The organism is Oceanobacillus sp. AG, assembly GCF_009746545.1.
Lineage (GTDB): Bacteria > Bacillota > Bacilli > Bacillales > Amphibacillaceae > Oceanobacillus > Oceanobacillus indicireducens.
In genome coordinates, this window is sequence record NZ_WOWT01000028.1 from 1 (window position 1) to 21,366 (window position 21,366).

Here is a 21,366-nt window from a genome sequence, read left to right on the forward strand (position 1 = left end):
ACTATACCAAAAGTGGAGGTGTTTTTCTTTTTTATAGTAGGCAGATGTCAAGGTCCATAATGAATTTCCAAAAGTACTTTACCAGATAAAGGTTAGATGTCATTTTTACTCTGCGAAAGTTGAGTTATTATATTAATGCTTCTTAAAAAAACAATTTGCACTCGTCTGATAACCGCTCCCATTCTTCTCTTAATATTCCCATTCGGATAGAGTCATAATATATGCCATTGTATAACCGACATTTTCTCAGTCTTCCTTCCAAACGCATTCCCAATTTCTCGCCTAACCGCATCATACGCTCGTTCCCGGACCACGTAGCGAAGCCCACTCTAACCAAGGGTAAAGTGTTGAACAAATGATCGACCCACGCTTTAAAAAAGATGGTTCCGTATCCACCATTCCAATAATCGGGGTTATAAATAACAATACCCGTTTCAAGCCAATTTGAAGGCTTATGCTCCCAATAATAGGACACGGTTCCGATCAAATCTCCATTAACAAACAAGCCCCAGCGATTATCCTGCTGTACTAGAGATGATTTCATTTCTTTCAGAAAAGCATCGTATGTTACCGCCGCGTGGTCATAATAAGGGGCATCCCATTTTTTCCATTCCGGATTTGACTCTTTATATGCTAATACCCACAAGGGATTTAAATCTGTTTCATTCAACGACCTCATTTCAAGTTCGTTATTTATTTTTATACTCAATTAATTCACCTATCTCGTTTTATGTTTGCTGCTATTTATTAAAAACAGTCGGAGCTTAATCCAGCTTAACCAATGATACTGTTAGCTTTAGCAATCATGATTGTTTGTAGGCAGTTTCCCATTCGTAATCTTCCGTAATAATTTGTGCAACACACTTACACATAAATATAGCGTTATACAAATGACTACTAGAAAAATTATATATTTAAAAAACAAATTTGGCATTTTCCCTGCAACCCAATTTCCACCGTAATATATAATAAATCCCCCTATACAAGCAACAGCAAGATAGGTAAATCCCGTTCCTAGAATTTGAAATTTTGTAAGTTCCTTTAATTTAATTCTGTTTTTATAAATAATATAAGTGACTACCACGATGGATAACACCACAATTAAACTATCTTTCACACGATCCCTCCAGAACTCTGAGCACGATAATATGCATACTAAGCTAAATTATTATTTAGCTTTTGTTGCAAAATACTTTGTAGTTTTTTTCGGTATCTATTCTGAAAAAATTTCTTATCAATTTTCTTATCATTGAACTTTCCAATAACTTTACGGACATCCTTATCGTGAATAATTAATTGTTTATATTCCACTCTTGAAACCATTTAGATTTCTTTAAACGGTTTGTATTTTTTCCTATGTCTTCCTCATCAACTGAAAGTAAGGATGGTAAATAAAGTCCTAAGTTTAAAAATAAAATGAAGCCAAGCAATAGAGCATAGGATAAAAGTCTCGCGGTTATCCCTCCTCATATCATTACGTATGTACTCCTGCAGAAGTTTCACATATGGCTCGTTTGCTGAACGATTTAGAATCTGCTTCTCATTAGGAATTTATTTTCTCTATCACCTTGTCTACATCATCCCATACATATATCAACTCACTCAACGTTTTTCCGGCAAGTTTTATCTGTTTCGTTTCGACTAGCTTCGCACCATAATGTTCATAAAAATACCGGGTTTTATCTTATTTTCATTTAAACACCCTCGTACTCAGGTTTTTTTAAGCATCCTTACTAGATAACAGTATACAAAATAGAGCTATTGCTTATACAATAACTCTGTCTCAGAGAACATCATTCGTTCTTATGATATACTAAACTCATCAATAAACTGAGCTTCACATGAGGGGTTATGGTAGCACTTGTCGCCTTGTCGATTCGTTTTCGGCGGGAGACTTCCCCAGTTGGGAGGTGTTGCCTATGGCTTTTGAAAGCGTGTTAGCGCTAATGATATCCTTTGGGATGTTAGTAGCGTTCATCATGTCCGAAAGCAATAAAAAATAATCCCTCATGAACTTTAGCAGGTGAGTGAGGGATTATTTCCCGTATCGCTACCTAGCCCCTCTTGATGGGGTTTCAGTTTATTGTGACCGTAGATGTTACCAGCATCTGCGGTCTTTTTATTATATGTCTTTCTATATAAAGTATACCCTAATTACAGCATGAATATCAACTGTTTCACAAGTTTCTCTATTCTTTTCAGACATAAAAAAATTAATTCAATCCAAGATAATCCCGCTTGAAAATATTCATCAAGACAGCATTATGATAAATTCCATTAACAAAGTACGCTTCTTCCAACGTAGCAACATATTTATAGCCACATTTTTTATAAACATGCACGGCTTTTTCATTAACTTCATCCACATATAAAAATAATTTGTGTAGATTCAACACTTTAAATGCGTAATCCGATGCTAAATTTGTTGCTTTAGCTGCATAACCATTTCCTTGAGCAGCGGGATCAATCATAATCGCATATTCAGCATGACGATGGATAAAATCAATATCAAATAATTGAACAAGACCAAGTGCTTGTTCACCATTTGTTAAAATAAAGCTGCGCGTATTGCTATCTTGCTGCTCTTTTTCAAATATTTCCTTTAGCCTAGACTTTGAATAATAAGCTTCTTCAAACCAATAGGACATAATTGCGGGATCATTCACTAACTTGTGTAGAAAATTAATATCATCTTCTTCATATGCTCTTAATCTTAGTTGCTCTGCCATTTTCTTACTCCTTCTTCCATACCTCTGGATTTACAAGATTTCCTGGTTTTTCACCGTTCAATCCTGCTCTTAAATTTTCAGCTGCTAATGCTGCCATTTTATTTTCTGTTTCAGCCGTAGCCGATCCAATATGCGGTAATGTCACGACATTTTTCATTTTTAATAACTCGTTATCTGGATTTACTGGTTCTTGTACGTATACATCTAGCCCTGCGGCTGCTATCTCTTTATTTTTCAGTGCTTCGATCAAATCTGCTTCCACAACCGTACTTCCCCGGGATACATTAATAAAAATTGCGGATCGCTTCATTAATTGAAATTCTCTTTTACCAATCATCCCCCTTGTTTCATCTGTTAGAGGGGTAATAAGGCATATGTAATCAGAATTCCTAAGCAGACTCTCGAGATTCATGTATGTTGCATTAAACCGTTCCTCCGCGTCTGGTTTCGGCGTGCGGCTATGATACAGTATATCCATATTAAACCCTAAATGAGCTCGTTGTGCAATAGCTTTACCAATCCGGCCCATCCCGATTATTCCGAGCTTTTTATGATGAACATCTGCGCCGAATAATTCTGTTGTAACAGCTTCTTTCCATTTTCCTTGTTTTACATATTGGTCGAGTTCGGGCATTCTTCTCGCGGTTGAAAGCATTAAGCCCATTGCCATATCAGCTACAGTATCTGTTAATACATCTGGCGTGTTCGTTCCCATGATGTTCCGCTTTGTTAATTCTTCGGTATCTAAATTATTGTAACCGACAGACACGTTACTAATGATTTTTAAATTTGGTGCTTTATCAAGGATGTCACTCTGGCCAGGAAAACCCAGCCCAATAACCCCCTCTGCCTCTTGGAGGAATGATAAGAATTCAGGATTATCATGCGCATCACGTTCTTTAAATATTCGTACATCAAATTCTTCTTGTAATGCGCTAAGTACTGGTTCTTCAATTCGATCATAAACGATTACCTTTTTCTTCATATGCATTCACCCTCCCTTTTTACAACTGAAAATAAAAATCTGATTGAACAGGTGTATTTCTTATGCAGAAATACACCTGTTCTTCTACTTTTTCTATTTACTTCACTTACTTTCTTATCTAATTTTATACCATCCTTCTTGATTTGCAAGGAATGAAGTGGAAGGGGGTTATAAAGTGAAACTCATTCAGTGGGGGTAAGACCGTTAATACGTGATAAAATAAATAAAATAATACTTCATAATTCATTTAAAAAATTTGGTTTAAAACGCTAGATTGCGGGTAGACTGATAACTAAGTAAATAGGACCATTTTTTATTCTAATCTTCCACACATTCCACTTGAAGGATTACCCAAATATAAGCAAGTCTTTAGTTTCATTTAGATTGTAGACATTAAAGTTAGAAAAGCGTATAATATTCAACTGTACTGCTTTTTTTAGTACATATATCTAATTTTAAGGAGGGACTATCTTGGCTAATGAAAACTCTAATAATAAAAAAACAATGAACCGCCGGATATTCATGAAAAATGCTGGGATATTTACTGGTGGTGTTGTAGGTGGATCTATCCTTGGGGGAATACTAACGAATCCGTTTCTAAAGGAGGAGTCAGAAACACCGCAAACTACAACAGAATCAGCAAGCGATTTCCAAGAAGCGCGCATGTTTTTTGATCGCTTTGAGGACTTTGTAATTCTGCGAGCAGCAGTAGAGCGTATCTACCCGGAAGATGACAATGGCCCAGGTGCGGTCGCGTTAGGCGTACCATATTTCATTGACAAGCAATTAGCAGGCTCATGGGGAACGAACGCGAAAGAGTATATGCAAAATCCATTTAAGGTCAATGGTGATACTGATGATGATGAAGTGATGCGTTATGAAACACCTCTAAACAGAGGTCAAATCATTATCGAAGGCCTAAGAAAATTGGATGTAGTAAGTGAAGATAAGTTCGATGATAAATTCAGTAACCTTGATGGCGAGCAACAGGACGAGATATTACAACTATTTGATAATGGAGAGGTTGAACTGACTGGTGTAGGTTCACAACATTTCTTTAGTTTACTCCGAAAAATGACAATCGAAGGTGTATTTGCGGATCCTCTCTATGGCGGAAATAAAAACATGGATGGCTGGAGAATGGTAGATTATCCAGGTCCACGTCCAGGCTTCATCGATATTATCGAGGAAGAAGAATTTGTCAAAATGGAACCTATGGGATTGAACGATTACCAGCAATCATAAGTTTAAACACAACAGGAGGAAAATTTCATGGCAATAAAACTGGATAAAGTAGACGTAGTTGTAGTTGGTACAGGTTGGTCAGGTGGTATTGTATCCGCCGAGCTTGCCAAAGCTGGCTATAAAGTCGTTGGACTAGAACGAGGAAAAGAAAAAACAGTCAACGATTATCTTGGAAGTAAAGATGAACTCAGATTTACACAGCGTTATGATATGATGCAAGATTTATCAAAAGAAACCATTACTTCTCGTAGTGAAATGGATGAAGAAGCCCAGCCAGTCCGAACACAAGCTGAAATGATGGTTGGTAACGATGTAGGTGGAGGTAGTGCGCACTGGGCAGGCTGTACGTTCCGTAATAATCCATTTGACTTTGAAGTGTATACGAAAACCGTTGAGAAATTCGGTAAAGACAAAATACCAGAAGGAATGACTTTGCAAGACTGGGGCATCACTTATGATGAATTTGAAAAGTACTATGACCGGTTTGAAAAAACAGCAGGAACATCAGGAGAAGAGGATCCACTCGGACCACCCCGTTCGAACCCTTATCCAAACCCGCCACTTAAAAGTTCACCGGCAATCAATTTATTTAAAGAGGCAGCAGAGAATCTCGGGTACCATCCATATATGATTCCTGCAGGTAACATGAGTGAAGCTTATGAAAACCCAGATGGGGAAAAACTGAGCCAGTGCCAATTTTGTTCCTACTGCTCTCACTTCGGGTGTGATTTCGGGGCAAAATCGGATCCTGTTGTTACCGTTATTCCAACAGCACAAAAAACAGGTAACTACGAGCTTCGTCCTCATTCCTATGCCCGTCGTGTGCTACATAATGGTAAAAAGGCTACTGGGATCATGTATGTAGATATGAAAACAGGACTTGAATACGAACAGCCCGCGGATGTAGTTGTTTTAGGTGGATTTACCTTTACAAATACACGCTTACTACTACTTTCCGAAATCGGCAAGCCTTATAATCCAAAAAAACGAGAAGGTGTAATTGGAAGAAACTTTGTCGGCCAATTTAATAATACTTTCCTCGGTGTTCGGGGCTTTTTCAATGACAAGAAATTCAATATGTATGGTGGAGCAGGGGCTCTTGGCGCAACATTAAGAGACTTTACAGTAGAGCATATTGACCCTGAGGGTAAAAACTTCATACATGGTGGACACCCGGAAATTAGACAGTATGGATTGGGTCCAATCCAAAGTCTAGCCGTACCAAGTGATACTCCTAGCTGGGGTGCAGAATTCAAGGACAACTCTATCAAATATGCAAACAGTATGCTGCATGTTTGGTTTGTACCAGGAGTTATGCCATGGTGGCACAATTATACAGACTTAGATCCGACCTATAAAGATGCATTTGGTGATCCGTTACTACGTGTTACAAATAAATTAACAGATCAAGATATTAATATTGCGAAGTACGGTATCGAAGTAACTAGAAAGATCATGGAAGAAATGGGCGCAGATATCATCGATGAAGATGAAGTTCCAGAAGAGTTCGACCATATCTACAGCGGCGGACATTATGCTGGTGGAGTAGCAATGGGTGCCGATCCAGAAACATCTGCTGTTAATAATTACTTGCAAATGTGGGATATGGAAAACCTATTTGTCACAGGTGGATCTGCATTTCCACACTTTTCCGATTATCACCCGACCGGAACAATCGGAGCTTTAGCTTATCGTGCCGCTGAAGGTGTAGAGAAATACCTCAAAAACGGAGGATTACTCGCTGAAAAGAAAACACACACAAAAAAAATGGCATAGACGAAAAGTAGGTGAATTGCTATGGGGATAGCTAATATTGGAATTCCAGGTTTAATTCTTATTGTACTTCTAGCTTTGATTATTTTCGGTCCAAAAAAACTACCTGAAATCGGCAAGGCGGCCGGAGAAACACTCTCGGAGTTTAAAAATTCGGCTAATGAATTAGTTAGTGGGGACGAAAAGAAAGACGAAGCTACGGATAATGTAGAAGAACCGGGAGAAGTGTCTGATAAACAATCTTAAGTACTTGCATTAAAAAACACCTTCGAAATGGTATACTCCATTCGAAGGTGTTTTTCACAGTTTAGGATTGATTGACGTTCCCTTCTATAATACCGTCTTTAAATCGTTAACAAGTAGATCAAGTTCCGCCTCGCTCATGCCATCATATTTTTTTACAATGTTCCCGTCAGGATCAATCAAGTAAAAGTAAATTCCATGTGCCCTTTGCCCCACTACTCCTTCTTCCAACACAGTTTTAAACGTATTCTCTGATATTTCTTGAATCGTTTCAAAATCATAACCTGTTAAAAAGCTCCACGTTTCTAAATCTGCATCATACCCCTCGGCATATTCTTTCAATACCTCCGGAGTATCGTGTGCTGGATCAACACTAAACGAGACGAATTGTGGGCTCAGGCCCTCCTCTTTCAATTTCTGTTGGACGGCCGCCATGTTAGCTGTTGTTCTTGGACAAACTATTCGACAATTCGTATACATGAAATTTGCTACCCACCACTCATCTTGAAGATCGTCTAAGTTTAATACTTCCTCATCTTGTGTTATAAATTCAAAATCAACCATCGGTTCAGACATATTTGTTTCTATCTTGTCTCCGCAAGCTGCCAGGAAAACAAGTAATACAAAAAGCAATAAAAATTTCTTGATTTTCATCCTTACCCTTCTTTCGCCAGTTCTGTATATCAACGGTTTCTTAGCTATAATTAGTTTTCGTTGTCCCTAGGATTTTTAAAACTTAGCTCTGAATACTTCCTACTCAATCGTAACAAACTTCGCACCTCTTTACGAATTTAATTGAAACAGAAAAAAGTAAAAGACAAGAGAGAAAATGTTAATCTCACGTCTTTTACCTGAAATTCTAACAACTTCTCTTATAAATTATTACCCAATTAACACTGCTCCATAAATAAGTGCTCCTAAAACAACTAACACAGGACTAATCCTAAATCGCTCAAGGGCAAAAAAACTTAAGACAGCAATAATAACAGTATGATAGATCCCCGATGTCTCATAAGCATTCATGAAAAAGTTAAAGGTCATTACACCTAACAAAACAGCAATTGTCGGGCGAATATATTGTGTCAACCGCTTCACTTTCGGAGAGTCTTTAAATTTTAACAACAAACCGAGCAATGCAATCATTAAAATCATCGAGGGTGCGACAGCCGCAAAGACACCAATAAAAGATCCTAACACACCACCCATTTCAAATCCGATGTAGCCTGAAAGTTTAGTCGCAATAGGACCTGGTAAACCATTCCCTAATGCCACCATTTCACTAAATTCGCTCACCGTAAACCATTCATATTTATGAACCACTTCATGTTCCAATAATGGTATGGTAGCTGGACCTCCACCATATCCTAAAATATTCGCGATAAAGTTTGCTTTAAAAATTTCCCAGTATATCAATTCTCATCAACTCGCCTTTCTTTTTTTTCTCTGGAAAGCAATGCAGAAATAATGAGAACCAATATTAAAATGGCCGGATGAATACCGAGCATTTGCATGACGACTAAACTGATGATTGTTAGCATCACAGTCGGCAACCACCCCATCAGTTTCTTGGAAAACCTGAGAAAATCCCAGGCCAACACACCAATCATCACACCGGCAACAGGAATAACACCTTTGGCCATTCCTTGCACCCATGGACGGTCCTTATAAGTATTTAAAACCGTTAACAATAAGATCATTAAAACTAATGTCGGTAAAATTGTCGCAAGGAGTGCATTCAACATTCCGCGCCACCGATCGATCTTCCAGCCGATATACCCGGCAATTTTCGTATTAATGGGACCTGGCAATGTATTGGCAAGTGCTAATACATCAGAAAATTCTTCATCTGTCATCCATTCAAATTTCGTAACCACTTCCCTTTGCATCAGTGGAATGGCCGACAATCCACCACCATATCCGAGCATGCCTGCCCGAAAAAAAGCCATAAAAAGATCCCTCTGCCTCACCAAAGTTACCACTATCCTTCTACCTTTTTTAACAATTTAAGCCATCTAAACATTATGCCATTCATAAGCATCCGTCGCTAATCGTATAACTGAAAATATCACAAATACTTCCCATATGATCGTAACAAATATTGAACATTTTTACGAATAGATGGAGGTTCTAATTTCTAATTACATAGGTGCGAAAGGATAAAATAACAGGGATAATTTTAGCCAGGTTATCCTTCAGGGTGGTAGCTGGAGGACTTTTTTGCGGCGGAAAGTTAATTCATTTACAAGAGAGTGCTGATATGCCTAGCTTTAACACTTAATCCGGATTTTTAATTCATTCCTTTTTCCAAAGTACTATTCCAGTTACAGTCATCCATAACCAGACAGAACCATAGAGAAACCTTTGCAACAGCCCGCCCGGTAGATCATTAAATAGGGGCTGAAAGAATATCAGGATAAGACTGACGGTTGACAGAAACACACAGAAGAAGGTCCATTTTGATAATGTCGGCATACCCGTTTTGATTGCAACCCCGATTAAAATCAAAGCAGGAATTTGAACAAACATTCCCGGTAATGAAGCAAATGTATGAATCAGAAAATTTAAGTCGGCGGGAAAAATACCTGAGATCGCATAACTAAGCCCGAATATGACGAGTAAGACTGTTGCTGCTCTTATACCTCGTTTATTTGGCCAACATTGCTGCAAGAAAATAGCACCGGCAAATGTAACAATTCCGGTAAGCGTAAAAGTCCAATTCATTAACGAATGATAAGGGGAACAAATTTCATAAGTTGCAAGTTCATATGTCCCTGTTCCACAAGAAGTGACACCTAGATCACTCATCGGCTGTCTCAACAAATTATACGGTGCTTCAGCAGCCCGGATAACAATGTATTCCATAAAGAAATATGCACTTAATGATACCCAGGATACCATGCCGATTCTTTTTGTAATTTCATGATGATTTCGTAATAAAAGAGCTGCACTTAAACCGATAACAGTCAACAATCCCATGAATACATATGAAATCATGTTTCATCTCCTTAACATTTGCTTCTTTGTTGAGACGATTATACTGCTTTATTCAGGAGTCGAGAAGCAAAATTTAATTTAATCTTCATCAGCGCTAATTCCAATCCAGAGACAATGCGAAGAAATTCTATTTTTACTTGCACACACGTTATAGCCTCCTTGCTTTCATACTATTACAGATAATTTTTCCTCTTGCTAAAATGAAGAGGAAAACAGCGCTATCCCCTTAGCTCACCTTGGAGTGCCGCTATGGAAATTTCCATTAAAATAGGGAACTCCCTCCAACCGAAAGTTCCCCTCGTTATTTCATGGAATAAAAGTACATCAAAACAAAGTTGGCTCCGTTTTAATGTACTAATTTCAGGTATTTACGGACTGTATATCCCCTCCATCTTGACACTTTGGTTTTCCCTCTTGTTTAGAGGTGAGGGTATTACAGACCGTTAATACGTGATAAACTCCTAACCCATATAAACACTATCACACGTTCCAGCCTCTGGTTCATAAAAACAATGCAGTTTGAATTGACCAGTAAAAGGCTGACCGTACCATGTTGGTGGACACGGAGCAAATGGATTAAAGTACCACAAAGCAAATTTCGCGGGATGATCCCTCCATGATTCCAAATTCCGTCTTGCTAATCTTTTTTCTTTTTCCCTCGCCCTTTGATAAAATACATTGCCTTTTTGAACAGCTTCAAAAGAGAAATTTCCCCCTTGTACTTGAAATATGACATCTTCAATCGTTCTCAAATCACTAAAATCTAAACAATTTGCTACAGCACGGTTAACAATTACGTTTCCGACATATAGCATTCCTTGAACACCTTCACCTTCAGCTTCCGCTCTCATCATCCTTGCCATTAAATCAACGTCCGCTTCCCGGTAAGCTACTCTCGCCATTTCTTCACCTCCAGGATATAGTATGAAGAAATATGTATATTATGTTTCTTTTTTAGAAATAAAGTGTTCAGCATAGTTGAAGGGATTCTTAGGAAAGTGTTTTTTACCTTCTTAAGAGTCCCTCTATATTTTCGTTTATTAAAGGAACAATATCATTTTTCATTAATAAAGTGAAACTCATTCAGTGCGGGCATCCTTACAAGCTCTCTTTGTCCGGCTATCTGATGACTCCAAACATAGGAGCGAGCACCATTTCTTTATTGCTTTACAACTGCTTTAGCTGGGTATAATTCTATCCCGTCTGTAACTTGTCCTTCTCTCCCTGATGCGATGCCGACGATTAGTAAAACAACAGATAGGAGAATAAGTAAGAAAAGGGGGATTGTCCATCCGCCAGTTATATCTTGCAACGCACCAACCAATACAGGGCCAACTGCCGCTAAAAGATAACCGAAAGACTGCGCCATCCCTGATAATTCTGCTGCTTCTTTTCCATCTTTTGTTCTTAGTGTAAAAAACATCATTGACAAACTAAAAGCACTTCCGCCAGCAATTCCGAGAAGAATAACCCATACCGGAACAAGTGCAGGGCTTCCTTGCAGTAACCCTGCAAAACCGATCATAAATAGTAAAGCTGTTGCCACACTTAAACCAACTTGATTCTTCATTTTCTCTGCAATAACAGGAATAATAAAAGTAAAAGGGATAAGAGCAAACTGCATAAGAAATACCATCCATCCGGCACTGTTTAAATTATAACCGTTTGAATGCAATATATCCGGCAACCATGTGATTAATGTATAGAAAGTTAACGATTGCCCACCCATAAATATTGTAATCTTCCATGCGAGCGGAGAACGCCATAGATTGCTTTTTTCTTTCTTCTCTGTTTTTATATTCGTTTTCTGATTCCGTCGCTTGCTGAGCTGCGGTAGCCAAATTAACAAGGATACTATTGTCAAGACTCCCCATACCCCAAGCGCACCTTGCCATCCTAAGTTACCGATTGAAGCAATGGGAACACTAAGACCGGAACCGAGTGCGCCGAAAATGTTCATGAATATAGCATATATACCAGTCATCAGACCTATTTTAAGCGGAAAATTCATCTTCACAATTCCCGGAATGAGCACATTTCCAATTGCAATAGCTAGCCCTATGAAAAGTGTACCAGTAAATAAAAAGCCGATTCCTGAAAGTGATCGAATTACAATACCAATTATGAGTACGACGAGTGATAACATAATTGTCCATTCCATACCGATACGATTTGCTATTTTCGGAGCAAATGGAGATATAAGTGCAAATGCAAGTAACGGTAATGTGGTAATAAACCCAGCGAGGGCATTACTTATAGCGAGGTCATCTCGTATAAAGGAAATAAGCGCTCCAACAGAAGTTAAAGGAACCCTTAAATTGGCGCCAACTAAAATCACGCCAATTAGTAACAACCAACTATTTTTTGTACTGTTGTTTAAGGTAGATGATATTCCATCATTATTCATTTAGTCAATCCTCCATCAATTTCATTATATTCTCTCTCAGTATTTTCATATAATCTTCCATATATGATGCTGCTTCCACCTTATCCTGGTTACGGATAGCCCTAAATAACTCAAGATGAAGTTCTTCTTCATACTTAAAAGGAGCGTCCATCGCCATTAAATCCTGAACAAAAGAATATACAATTTCCACCATCGGTTCGTATAAATCAATCAGTAACTGATTAGCTGAGGCCTGTACAATCGTCTGATGAAAGCGAATGTCTGAGGCAATAAATTGTTCATAGTCACCATTTTCAGCTGCCTCCCGACTAGATTGAATACATGCTTCAAGTGTTGATAAATCGGTTGCGTTTCTATGTTCAGCAGCCAATTGTGCCGCTTGTTTTTCTAATGCCAAGCGCACATCAAGTGTTTCGAGTAAAGCAGATCTTTTTATGTAGCGTTTCAACGTTGCACCAAGTGGATTGGCAGAGCGAACAATCGTCCCACTTCCTTGTTTCGTTTCAAGTAACCCAGCATGAACGAGGGCACGGATTGCTTCCCTAAGTGTATTACGACTAACATCAAACAAATTCATCAGTTCCATCTCAGGTGGAATCTTTTCCCCCACTGGCCAATGTCCAGACTCAATTAATTGCTCTATTTGTGAAGCAACCTGTTCAACTAAATACATGCGGTTCGTTTTATGAATCATAGTATTCTCCTCTTAAAAGTTGTAGGATGATTGGCATATTGTATATGTTAACATGTGGGAGTGCCTTGTCAATAAGAATGATTAAGACGCAATATAAAAAGAACAGAAAATCACGCTGTGCTCATAGATTTCCTGTTCTTTTTATAAAGTTATTTACTAACTCAACATCCGCAGTTTGAAACAGTTATGTATTCCTCGGCTATCTGGAGGTCCGCAGTCCCGACACCTCTCGCACCTGCTGAGCGGCTGGTGAGCCTCGCCTCCTCTGGCAACTGTCAGTTTTATTTTCCCATTAGAGTTTCATCTGGCTTAATGGGAAAACAACTGGGGGTTATTTTCCCTTTAGCATGTTCACCTTACTTTAACGGGAAAACAACTGGAGTTTATTTTCCCTTTAGCATATTCATCTTACTGTAATGGGAAAACAACTGGGGGTTATTTTCCCTTTAGCATATTCATCTTACTGTAATGGGAAAACAACTGGGGGTTATTTTCCCTTTAGCATATTCATCTTACTGTAATGGGAAAACAACTGGGGTTTATTTTCCCTTTAGCATGTTCACCTTACTTTAATGGGAAAACAACTAGCGTTTATTCTCCCTTTAGCATGTTCACCGATTAAGTACTTATAATTGTGTAAATTGCCAAAAGCTCAAACATAAAGAATGAGCCATATTAATTCCTCTGATAGAATGTTTTTAACCACAAAAACAAATTAGGAGGAATTAATAATGGCTCACATCCAGTTTAACCTAAACTTCGATGAATTAAAAGAAAAAATTCTAACATCTAACCTTGATAACATTCTAAAATCAACAATGGTTTTAGTGCTTATGAGTATATGAAACAGGAACAGACCGACTATTTAAACGCGCAATCGTATGAGCGCTCCTCGGACCGTCGTGACTATCGAAATGGTTATTATGAAAGAGAGCTGCTTATGAGTATAGGTAACGTTCCTTTACGGGTACCGCGCACACACAGTGGGGAATTTCATACGTCCGCCTTTGAAAAATACGAACGGAGTGATCAAAGCTTTTTATTAGCCTTAGTTGAAATGGTTATAATAATCACACTTACTCTACTTGCAGCCTTCGGTTCATTTGTTGCGGAGCCTATTTTTTCTTGGATGAAACTATATGATTTAAATTGGTGGAAATACATTTACTCTTTCCCCATTTATATAGTAATGGGAATCGGCATAAAGGCGTTAACGGAGAAAATGATTTCTATCCAAACAGCAAAACAATAAGAAAAAGAATAACGGGCTATTTTACAAAATGGCCCGTTCGTTTTAAACAGTTTTAGAACGCTTATTACGTAATCCCTCTTGACCAAACACTTTGTCATATAAAATCACCCCAAAAGTTAGTTTTTTACTCTAACTTTTGGGGTGAGGATGTTTTTGACTTTTATTAATTTACCAACGTACCTTCAACATTTGGACGATTGTCTTCTTTAATAAATAGTACCGAGATAAACGCTACTCCTAATAATGCTGCTGCAAAGTAGAATCCTGCGTTTAGGCTTCCAGTCAAATCTGTTAGTAAACCAGTAATGTATGGAGCAAGAATGGACCCACACATTCCGATGAAGTTATATAGACCAAACGCAGTGCCTAGTGCATGTTTTGGTGCGTTGTCCGCAATAACCGCTACAAGAACAGGGTTTGTACTAATCTTACCGAAAATACCGTAACCAATCAATGCTGCATAAAGTACCCACATGCTATTAAAAGCAACGATACATACTGTCGCAATAATTGATAGCGGTATCATCACTAATAGTACTGGACGACGTTTACCCATTTTGTCAGCAATCCAACTGAAAAGAATAGAACCTGGTATAGCTGCCCATGGAACCAATGATGATACAACCGCAACTTCTGTTCCTTCAATACCTCGAGCATGTTGTAAGTAGTATGGAATCCATGTAACAACAACGAAAAATGCGTAAATTGCACAGAAAATTGTAATATAAGCAAAGATCATGTTTTTACTAAATAAATCTTTAACTTTTAGTTTTTGACCGCCATTTTCTTGCGCTCTTTCTTCTTTTGATTTAGGCTTGTCCTTAATTATCCACCACATTGCAAGACCGATTAAGACAACTGGAATAGCAATAATATAGAATGGTGCTCTCCAACTCATACCAAGTGTACCTACTGTATAAGATGAAATAAAATAACCGATTGATAAACCGAATGCCATCCCACTATTAATAATTGCACTGCCAACTGTAATATGTTTTGCCGGGATTGCTTCAGATGATAATCCATATTGAGGGCCATAATAGAAGCCTTGGAAAATCCCTACAAGTAGCCATGCAACCATAAATAAGAAGAATGTTGGCATCATTCCTGTTACAGCTGCGAAGATACCGAATAAGATAATACCCGGAACAAGAACTTTTTTCTTACCAATTTTATCTCCTAAAATACCTGATGGAACGTTTAAACCAGCATAGCCGATAAAGAAAATACTACTAATCATACCTAACTGTGCTCCTGAAAGTCCAAATTCTCCTTGAATGTTATCCATTACTGGATTAAGCACAGAACGTGTAGCATAGATGGCTACCCATCCTAGAAAGAATATAATAACAGCTTTAATCCAATAGGGTACTAGCTCTTTTTTGCCGTTTGGTTCTCCCATAATATTTTTCCTCCTACGAATAAAATATTTTATTGAATTACTATATCACTTGAAATATACGACAAATCGCATAACCTTCGAATAAAATTGAAAGAGTTTACATTACAAAAACATAAAAATTGTCGAAAAGAATGATAGAAGGAAAAACATAAAAGGGTGTTCGGAGAATTATTGAATAATAATTTTCCGAACACCCTTTATTTGCAAAACGATATCATTCAAAAAATACTTTAAAACTAGTTAAAAATCGATTATTAACTGTGCAAATCAACTTCTTCATTAGCCTGTGGTAAGCCTTTTAACATATACCCAAGACCTGGATAGGTGACGATATATTCTTGTTCCTTTTTAAGTTTTTCCTTTATCTTCCGCCTAATCCGAGCAATTCCAACTCGTAAATATTCGACATCATCTCGATATTCTGGTCCCCAGACCTCTGTTAATAACGTTTCATGTTGAACAACTTTATCTAAATTTAATGCTAAGATTTCCATTAGAGAGAATTCAGTAAAGGTTAATTTAAATTCTTTCTCATTAATCCAGCTTCTTTTACTTGCTATATCGAGCGAGAATTCACCTGTTTTAATGATGGAGGTGTTCGTCATTTGTTGATCAGCAATTGATGGTTGACTTCTTCTTAGAACTGCTTTCACCCGGGCAAACAGCTCATCTAAAGAAAAGGGCTTTGTTAAATAGTCATCTGCACCAACATTTAATGCCTGTACTTTGTCCTGTGAGTTACTTCTTGCTGTTAACATAATAACAGGTACATTTGTAAACTTCCGTAGCTTTTCTAGTACATAAAATCCATCATGCCCCGGCATCATAATATCTAAAAGAATCAGGTCTGGAGAAATTAAATCATATGTTTCCAATAATTCCTCTCCAGAACCTACTGTAGAAACGTGATAGCCCATTGACTTAAGGTTTGCGGCAATAAAACGTAAAATTTTTGGTTCATCATCAACAACGCAGATTTTTTGCATTCTCATACTATTCTTCCTCCTCACCTAATGGGAAAAACAATGTAAAAGTACTACCCACATTCTGTTCACTCTTTACAGTAATTTTACCATGATGTGCTTCCATAATCCCCTTACAAATGGCCAAGCCTAAGCCTGTGCCACCAGTACGTCTTGTCCCAGTCACATCTACTTGATAAAAACGTGTAAAGATTTTTTCAAGATGATCTTCTGAAATGCCTATTCCATTATCTTTTATCGAGATAATAATGTCAGATGCTGACTGATCTAATGTTATATCAATTTTTTTAATTAGCTGGTCATTGTAACGAATCGCATTCATAAATAAATTGACTAAGACTTGCTGAACCCGAATTTTATCTCCATAAAAATACACGGGTTTCTTGAGTTTATTTTCAAATGTTACTTCTAAGTTCGTTTGAAGTTCTTTCGGTATTTGCTGTAATGACTTTTCTATCATCTGGTCCCCACGAACCATATTTCGTTCCACATACATCGTTCCGGATTCAATTTTTGAAATGTCCATCCAGTCACTTACCAAATGTTGAATACGCTCAATATCTTCATGAACACCTTCTAATAATTCCTTTTCAAAGTCTTTTTCCCACTCGACATCCTCGCGAAGTAATGTTTCCACACTACCACGAATATTCGTGATTGGTGTTTTGAATTCGTGGGATGTTAATGAAATTAAATTGTTTTTTAATGTGTCAATCTCGGCTTCTTTGGTAATATCACGTAATAATAATCCTTTACCAATTGTTTGCTCATCAAGTATAACAGAGAAACTATGCAACATATACGACTTTACTTTATCATTACTCGTTACATGTTCAAGTTTTAATTCTGCTTCGTCTTCCTCAATAAACGCCTGTAATTCTTCTTTACTGATTTGGAAAAGGTTCATAAATCGCTCATACATAACATCCAAATCTAATGAGTTGCAGTTAGTATCCGAAAATGCAATTTGTTGAAAAAAGTCATTGACATATTCAATTTCATCCTTATTATTAAGCAACATTAATCCTTCAGACATACTTTGCAAAATCGCTTCAAGCTCTGCATGTTTATTACGTATTCTTTCAAATAAAAACTTGTTTTCTAACATTATTGCTAGTGAACTCGCGAATGTCTCTAAAAATTCCTGTTCACCTAAATTAATCGTTTGATCCCTCTTTAAATAAACAACTAAAAATCCTTGTAAGTTCTTTCCTATCTGAATTGGAACCATATGCTGATTTTCTGGGAATTTATGATTTAAATAATGTTGCACATCGGTTATTGTTGTAATTTTATTATGTGTCACCGCAATATTTTGGAAAATCACATGGATGGAGTATTCTACAAAAGGTGTGATCTGCACTAAACAATGCTGGATAAACTGTGCCAAGTCACGTTCTCCCGATACGGATGTAATTAATTTATTCACTGCCTTTAATTCTAAATTTTTATTTTCTAATGTCGTTGTTCTTTCCCTGACACGTTTTTCTAAATCCTTATTTAGTTTGATAAGTCCGTGACGCTTTTGTTCTACCTCTTCCACTAAATTACCAAAATGATTATAAAGTTCGGCAATTTCTTTAGTTGCCTTTATAGAAGGGTGGAAAACTGGTTTATTTTTGAAACCACGTGTGTATTCTTTATAATGTTTAATAAAACGTAGTACAATTTGAAGTGCTTTTTCGAATCGATTCACAAAAATGAAACTTATCCCAACCATAAACACAGTTGTTAACAGGGCAAAGATTAATACTGTTGTAATAGCACTATAATACGTATCATTTATATATTTTGTTGGTGTTGCAATCCATACTTTCCATCCTAATTGCTCATTTATAACAAATGTAAAATATTGTTCCTCCCCATTTTCTTCTGCAATATAATAGCCTGTATTACTGTTATCTTTGGGAAGTTTTTTAACAAATGCCGCGTCTTTCATATTCACAAGTTGTTTACGTGTATCAACATTAGGGTGAACAATGACGTTATCATCCTGATCTAATACAATTGCAAAACTTTTTTTATCATCGATGCGTTTTTTTATATCATCTGCTAAAGCATTTAAATCGAAAGCCCCTAATACATATCCAACCATTTCGCCTTCACTTAAAATAGGCACAACAGCTGTAACTAGCATCACATTCGTTCCAACTCGTCCATGAAAAACAGAAGATAATACGGGTTGTTTTGTTCTTCTAAGCTCCTGATAATACGGACGATCACTAAAATCGTGATTTTCCCGTTTGCTCCCATCTGTATAAAGTTCTGGATAAAAAACAAGCGATTCCCCTGCTTCATTCCCAACATATAAATTAACAAAACCAGGGTAATTCTCTTTAATTTGTTCTAGTTTTTTTTCAATGGTAGTTAAATCTTGCTCTTCTAATAGCGGTTCAATATTAAAAGCTAACATTTCAACCGCTTTTTGATACTCTTTGACATAGTTAACAATATAATCATCTAAAAAGACCGTCGTTTGAGATTGTTTTACTTTATTTTCTTTTACCAATGTAAACAACTGAAATATTTGGAAGGCACCCAGGATAATAATAGAAATGAGTGAAATAGTTAAAAAGGACATAATTAGTTCTCCTTTAAATGTCCTTGGCTTCCAAAAACTTTTCATTTAGTTCCTCCTTTCATGCATTTTAAATTCATCTATACACTTGAACTAGTTTTCTAATTATACTGACGTTGTAAATAATAACATAATAACGCCATGTTTTATGGAAAATAACTGTTTTTCCTACAATTCCCTATATACACGAATATGGTATTAGTCCTACAGTTGATTGTAGGTCTAATACCACATCGATTAGTTATGAATTTGTGTGCCAGCTTTGCCTTCCATTGCCAAGTCCGCTTCATCAAGAGAACAAATAATTGCTTTTCCACCTAATTCCGCAAACTTAATTGCCGCTTCCATTTTAGGGCCCATACTTCCAGCTGAGAATTGGCCTTCCGCTTGATATTTCTTCGCTTCTTCTAGAGAAATTATACCAAGTGCTTTTTGGTCAGGCTTACCATAGTTAACGAATACATTCTTAACATCAGTAAGAATCATAAACGTATCAGCCTTCGCTTCAATAGCTAGACGGAAACCACTACGGTCTTTATCAATTACTGCTTCAACACCTTTATATGTGCCATCTCCATTCTTAATGACAGGGACTCCGCCGCCACCACATGCAACAACAATTGCATCGGATTCTACAAGACGTTTAATGGTTGGCGCAGCAACAATTGATTTTGGCATTGGTGAAGGGACAACACGTCTCCAGCCACGTCCAGCATCTTCTGCAACAACCCAACCTTTTTCCTCAGCAAGTTGCTTTGCTTCTTCCTCATCAAAGAATACACCGATTGGTTTATCTGGATTTGTAAATGCTGGATCATCTAAAGAAACTTCTGTTTGCGTTAGAATACCAACAACTTCACGGTCTAGACCAACTTTAATTAGTTCGTTTTTTAATGTTTGTTCCATCATATAGCCAATGAATCCTTGAGATTCTGCACTACAAACATCAAGTGGCAATGCTGGAACAACATGTTTTGCTTCTTCGTTTTGACGTAAAATATTTCCTACTTGTGGTCCATTACCATGTGTAATAACTACTTTGTGACCCTGTTTTGCAATACGTGCAATTACTTCACTGCTTTTACGAACGTTTTCTAATTGGTGTTCATAAGTTGCTTCTTGTTTCGGTTGCAAAATGGCATTTCCGCCAAGAGCAATAACTACTTTTTCTGACATATTTATTTTCTCCTCCATGCTAATAAGCCTAGTAAAACTCCGAAAATCGTATCAACACCTGAACAATGACCAACTGCAAGTAGATTTTCAAGTTTATTTGGCAATGCATCTGTTTTATCTACTAAATGTTCCATAACATCTACAACAGTCGAGCTAAATTGACCGTTTGCAGCATAGTATAAATACTCTTTAGCAACATCAGTCGTAATCGACTCATTTTTCACTAACGACAATACCACTTCATTAAAAGTTGAGTGAAATGGACGACCAACAACTTGTACTGCGAGTAAACCAACAATATGATCATCACCAGACGGGGTTAAACCCTTTCCTCTTCCTAACATAAAGCGTAGGGCCTTGGTGTATGCCTCTTTATCTTCTATTAATAAAGCATCAGTCAGTTTAGTAAGTTGCGAAAATAGTATTTCTTCTATTGCATCGCTTGTTGTTTTTTCTTGTAAATAATCTAAAACAAACTGTTCAATCGGTATATCTAAACCAGTAACTGTATCATGATCTAAGAGCGAAATAAGAACCGTTTCAATGTTTTGGCATATCTCGTCCATTTCACTATAAACATGGATTTGATTATCAAAAGTTACTGCTTTTTCAAATGATAGAATTATATTTCCATGATTAAACGTCAGGCTTTGTTCTTGATTATTCCAATGTACTATGGCATCTGTATCTATTCCTATTTGAAATTGCTCAAACAATTCTTTGGACAAATGTGCTCCAAATGGTAGTCTACCGTTTTTTACTGTACCTATAAACAATAATCGTTCGCCTAATTTAACATTTATTCCATTGTTAAATACACTGTGAATAAAGCCTGTTTCATTTTTAGTAAGGAAAAGAGGAATATTTTTTGAGTATTCCTCTATATAAAATACTTTTTCCATTGG

The 21,366-nt window shown here is 37.1% G+C and carries 20 protein-coding genes and 1 pseudogene; 4 read left to right on the top strand and 17 right to left on the bottom strand.

The features are described from left to right. Positions 1 to 142: 142 nt before the first annotated feature. The 5 genes from GN217_RS14345 to GN217_RS14360 all read right to left on the bottom strand — a co-directional run bounded on the left by GN217_RS14345 (position 143) and on the right by GN217_RS14360 (position 3,714). Entirely contained in the window at positions 143 to 679 is a 537-nt protein-coding gene (locus tag GN217_RS14345; RefSeq protein WP_156857350.1) for a GNAT family N-acetyltransferase, read from the bottom strand. Positions 680 to 796: 117 nt separating this feature from the next. Then, positions 797 to 1,117 carry a hypothetical protein gene (locus GN217_RS14350; RefSeq protein ID WP_156857351.1) on the bottom strand — a complete coding sequence of 107 codons (321 nt, stop codon included), beginning with the start codon at positions 1,115 to 1,117 and terminating at the stop codon, positions 797 to 799. A gap of 38 nt (positions 1,118 to 1,155) precedes the next feature. After that, positions 1,156 to 1,323 carry a hypothetical protein gene (locus GN217_RS18740; RefSeq protein WP_198042673.1) on the bottom strand — a complete coding sequence of 56 codons (168 nt, stop codon included), beginning with the start codon at positions 1,321 to 1,323 and terminating at the stop codon, positions 1,156 to 1,158. Positions 1,324 to 2,213: 890 nt separating this feature from the next. Then, a complete protein-coding gene (locus tag GN217_RS14355) occupies positions 2,214 to 2,729 on the bottom strand; it encodes a GNAT family N-acetyltransferase (protein ID WP_156857352.1) in 516 nt (171 codons plus the stop codon). A 4-nt stretch (positions 2,730 to 2,733) separates the two neighbouring features. Next, complete coding sequence (locus GN217_RS14360; RefSeq protein ID WP_156857353.1) at positions 2,734 to 3,714, bottom strand: 2-hydroxyacid dehydrogenase; 981 nt, start codon at positions 3,712 to 3,714, stop codon at positions 2,734 to 2,736. A gap of 471 nt (positions 3,715 to 4,185) precedes the next feature. Between GN217_RS14360 and GN217_RS14365 the strand changes: the two genes are divergently transcribed. Genes GN217_RS14365 through tatA form a run of 3 tightly spaced genes read left to right on the top strand, consistent with a single transcriptional unit; the run spans position 4,186 to position 6,978 of the window. Next, positions 4,186 to 4,959: a gluconate 2-dehydrogenase subunit 3 family protein gene (locus GN217_RS14365; protein ID WP_232334452.1), complete on the top strand. Its 774-nt coding sequence runs from the start codon at positions 4,186 to 4,188 to the stop codon at positions 4,957 to 4,959. 27 nt (positions 4,960 to 4,986) lie between these two features. Then, positions 4,987 to 6,735: a GMC family oxidoreductase gene (locus tag GN217_RS14370; protein ID WP_156857354.1), complete on the top strand. Its 1,749-nt coding sequence runs from the start codon at positions 4,987 to 4,989 to the stop codon at positions 6,733 to 6,735. Positions 6,736 to 6,756: 21 nt separating this feature from the next. Continuing rightward, positions 6,757 to 6,978 (top strand): twin-arginine translocase TatA/TatE family subunit, encoded by a 222-nt coding sequence (tatA, locus tag GN217_RS14375; RefSeq protein ID WP_156857355.1) that lies wholly within the window; start codon positions 6,757 to 6,759, stop codon positions 6,976 to 6,978. 84 nt (positions 6,979 to 7,062) lie between these two features. On the opposite strand, the gene GN217_RS14380 is transcribed toward tatA, so the two are convergent. The 7 genes from GN217_RS14380 to GN217_RS14410 form a co-directional block, all read right to left on the bottom strand. Continuing rightward, on the bottom strand, positions 7,063 to 7,629 hold the full coding sequence (locus GN217_RS14380; protein WP_232334453.1) for an SCO family protein: 567 nt from the start codon (positions 7,627 to 7,629) through the stop codon (positions 7,063 to 7,065). Positions 7,630 to 7,857: 228 nt separating this feature from the next. Continuing rightward, positions 7,858 to 8,388 (bottom strand): chromate transporter, encoded by a 531-nt coding sequence (locus GN217_RS14385; RefSeq protein ID WP_156857356.1) that lies wholly within the window; start codon positions 8,386 to 8,388, stop codon positions 7,858 to 7,860. Further along, complete coding sequence (locus GN217_RS14390; RefSeq protein WP_156857357.1) at positions 8,385 to 8,921, bottom strand: chromate transporter; 537 nt, start codon at positions 8,919 to 8,921, stop codon at positions 8,385 to 8,387. Before GN217_RS14390 ends, GN217_RS14385 begins: the two co-directional genes overlap by 4 nt. A gap of 346 nt (positions 8,922 to 9,267) precedes the next feature. After that, on the bottom strand, positions 9,268 to 9,969 hold the full coding sequence (locus tag GN217_RS14395) for a DUF998 domain-containing protein (RefSeq protein WP_156857358.1): 702 nt from the start codon (positions 9,967 to 9,969) through the stop codon (positions 9,268 to 9,270). Positions 9,970 to 10,430: 461 nt separating this feature from the next. Beyond that, on the bottom strand, positions 10,431 to 10,871 hold the full coding sequence (locus GN217_RS14400) for a cell wall hydrolase (RefSeq protein ID WP_156857359.1): 441 nt from the start codon (positions 10,869 to 10,871) through the stop codon (positions 10,431 to 10,433). Between the two features lie 257 nt (positions 10,872 to 11,128). Then, a complete protein-coding gene (locus tag GN217_RS14405; RefSeq protein ID WP_156857360.1) occupies positions 11,129 to 12,376 on the bottom strand; it encodes a CynX/NimT family MFS transporter in 1,248 nt (415 codons plus the stop codon). 4 nt (positions 12,377 to 12,380) lie between these two features. Further along, the gene (locus GN217_RS14410; RefSeq protein WP_156857361.1) at positions 12,381 to 13,070 is read right to left on the bottom strand and encodes a FadR/GntR family transcriptional regulator; all 690 of its coding nucleotides are present in this window, start codon (positions 13,068 to 13,070) and stop codon (positions 12,381 to 12,383) included. A gap of 731 nt (positions 13,071 to 13,801) precedes the next feature. Between GN217_RS14410 and GN217_RS19555 the strand changes: the two are divergent. Further along, positions 13,802 to 14,136 (top strand): annotated as a pseudogene (locus GN217_RS19555) (transposase); the annotation flags it as partial. A gap of 349 nt (positions 14,137 to 14,485) precedes the next feature. Here the strand turns inward: GN217_RS19555 and GN217_RS14420 are convergent. The 5 genes from GN217_RS14420 to GN217_RS14440 form a co-directional block, all read right to left on the bottom strand. Then, on the bottom strand, positions 14,486 to 15,724 hold the full coding sequence (locus GN217_RS14420) for an MFS transporter (protein ID WP_156857363.1): 1,239 nt from the start codon (positions 15,722 to 15,724) through the stop codon (positions 14,486 to 14,488). A 254-nt stretch (positions 15,725 to 15,978) separates the two neighbouring features. Further along, positions 15,979 to 16,716: a response regulator transcription factor gene (locus GN217_RS14425; RefSeq protein ID WP_156857364.1), complete on the bottom strand. Its 738-nt coding sequence runs from the start codon at positions 16,714 to 16,716 to the stop codon at positions 15,979 to 15,981. Between the two features lies 1 nt (position 16,717). Next, a complete protein-coding gene (locus GN217_RS14430; protein ID WP_156857365.1) occupies positions 16,718 to 19,333 on the bottom strand; it encodes an ATP-binding protein in 2,616 nt (871 codons plus the stop codon). Between the two features lie 189 nt (positions 19,334 to 19,522). Continuing rightward, a complete protein-coding gene (gene arcC, locus GN217_RS14435; RefSeq protein ID WP_156857366.1) occupies positions 19,523 to 20,461 on the bottom strand; it encodes a carbamate kinase in 939 nt (312 codons plus the stop codon). Between the two features lie 2 nt (positions 20,462 to 20,463). Further along, positions 20,464 to 21,363, bottom strand: a complete 900-nt coding sequence (locus GN217_RS14440) for an oxamate carbamoyltransferase subunit AllH family protein (protein ID WP_156857367.1) — start codon at positions 21,361 to 21,363, stop codon at positions 20,464 to 20,466. Positions 21,364 to 21,366 lie beyond the last annotated feature (3 nt).

Excerpts from the sequence above, each read along its gene's own strand:
- GN217_RS14345 (WP_156857350.1), bottom strand. The coding sequence starts at position 679 with ATGAGGTCGTTGAATGAAACAGATTTAAATCCCTTGTGGGTATTAGCA.
- GN217_RS18740 (WP_198042673.1), bottom strand. The coding sequence starts at position 1,323 with ATGGTTTCAAGAGTGGAATATAAACAATTAATTATTCACGATAAGGAT.
- GN217_RS14355 (WP_156857352.1), bottom strand. The coding sequence starts at position 2,729 with ATGGCAGAGCAACTAAGATTAAGAGCATATGAAGAAGATGATATTAAT.
- GN217_RS14360 (WP_156857353.1), bottom strand. The coding sequence starts at position 3,714 with ATGAAGAAAAAGGTAATCGTTTATGATCGAATTGAAGAACCAGTACTT.
- GN217_RS14370 (WP_156857354.1), top strand. The coding sequence starts at position 4,987 with ATGGCAATAAAACTGGATAAAGTAGACGTAGTTGTAGTTGGTACAGGT.
- tatA (WP_156857355.1), top strand. The coding sequence starts at position 6,757 with ATGGGGATAGCTAATATTGGAATTCCAGGTTTAATTCTTATTGTACTT.
- GN217_RS14380 (WP_232334453.1), bottom strand. The coding sequence starts at position 7,629 with ATGAAAATCAAGAAATTTTTATTGCTTTTTGTATTACTTGTTTTCCTG.
- GN217_RS14390 (WP_156857357.1), bottom strand. The coding sequence starts at position 8,921 with ATGGCTTTTTTTCGGGCAGGCATGCTCGGATATGGTGGTGGATTGTCG.
- GN217_RS14395 (WP_156857358.1), bottom strand. The coding sequence starts at position 9,969 with ATGATTTCATATGTATTCATGGGATTGTTGACTGTTATCGGTTTAAGT.
- GN217_RS14400 (WP_156857359.1), bottom strand. The coding sequence starts at position 10,871 with ATGGCGAGAGTAGCTTACCGGGAAGCGGACGTTGATTTAATGGCAAGG.
- GN217_RS14405 (WP_156857360.1), bottom strand. The coding sequence starts at position 12,376 with ATGAATAATGATGGAATATCATCTACCTTAAACAACAGTACAAAAAAT.
- GN217_RS14410 (WP_156857361.1), bottom strand. The coding sequence starts at position 13,070 with ATGATTCATAAAACGAACCGCATGTATTTAGTTGAACAGGTTGCTTCA.
- GN217_RS14420 (WP_156857363.1), bottom strand. The coding sequence starts at position 15,724 with ATGGGAGAACCAAACGGCAAAAAAGAGCTAGTACCCTATTGGATTAAA.
- GN217_RS14425 (WP_156857364.1), bottom strand. The coding sequence starts at position 16,716 with ATGAGAATGCAAAAAATCTGCGTTGTTGATGATGAACCAAAAATTTTA.
- GN217_RS14430 (WP_156857365.1), bottom strand. The coding sequence starts at position 19,333 with ATGAAAAGTTTTTGGAAGCCAAGGACATTTAAAGGAGAACTAATTATG.
- arcC (WP_156857366.1), bottom strand. The coding sequence starts at position 20,461 with ATGTCAGAAAAAGTAGTTATTGCTCTTGGCGGAAATGCCATTTTGCAA.
- GN217_RS14440 (WP_156857367.1), bottom strand. The coding sequence starts at position 21,363 with ATGGAAAAAGTATTTTATATAGAGGAATACTCAAAAAATATTCCTCTT.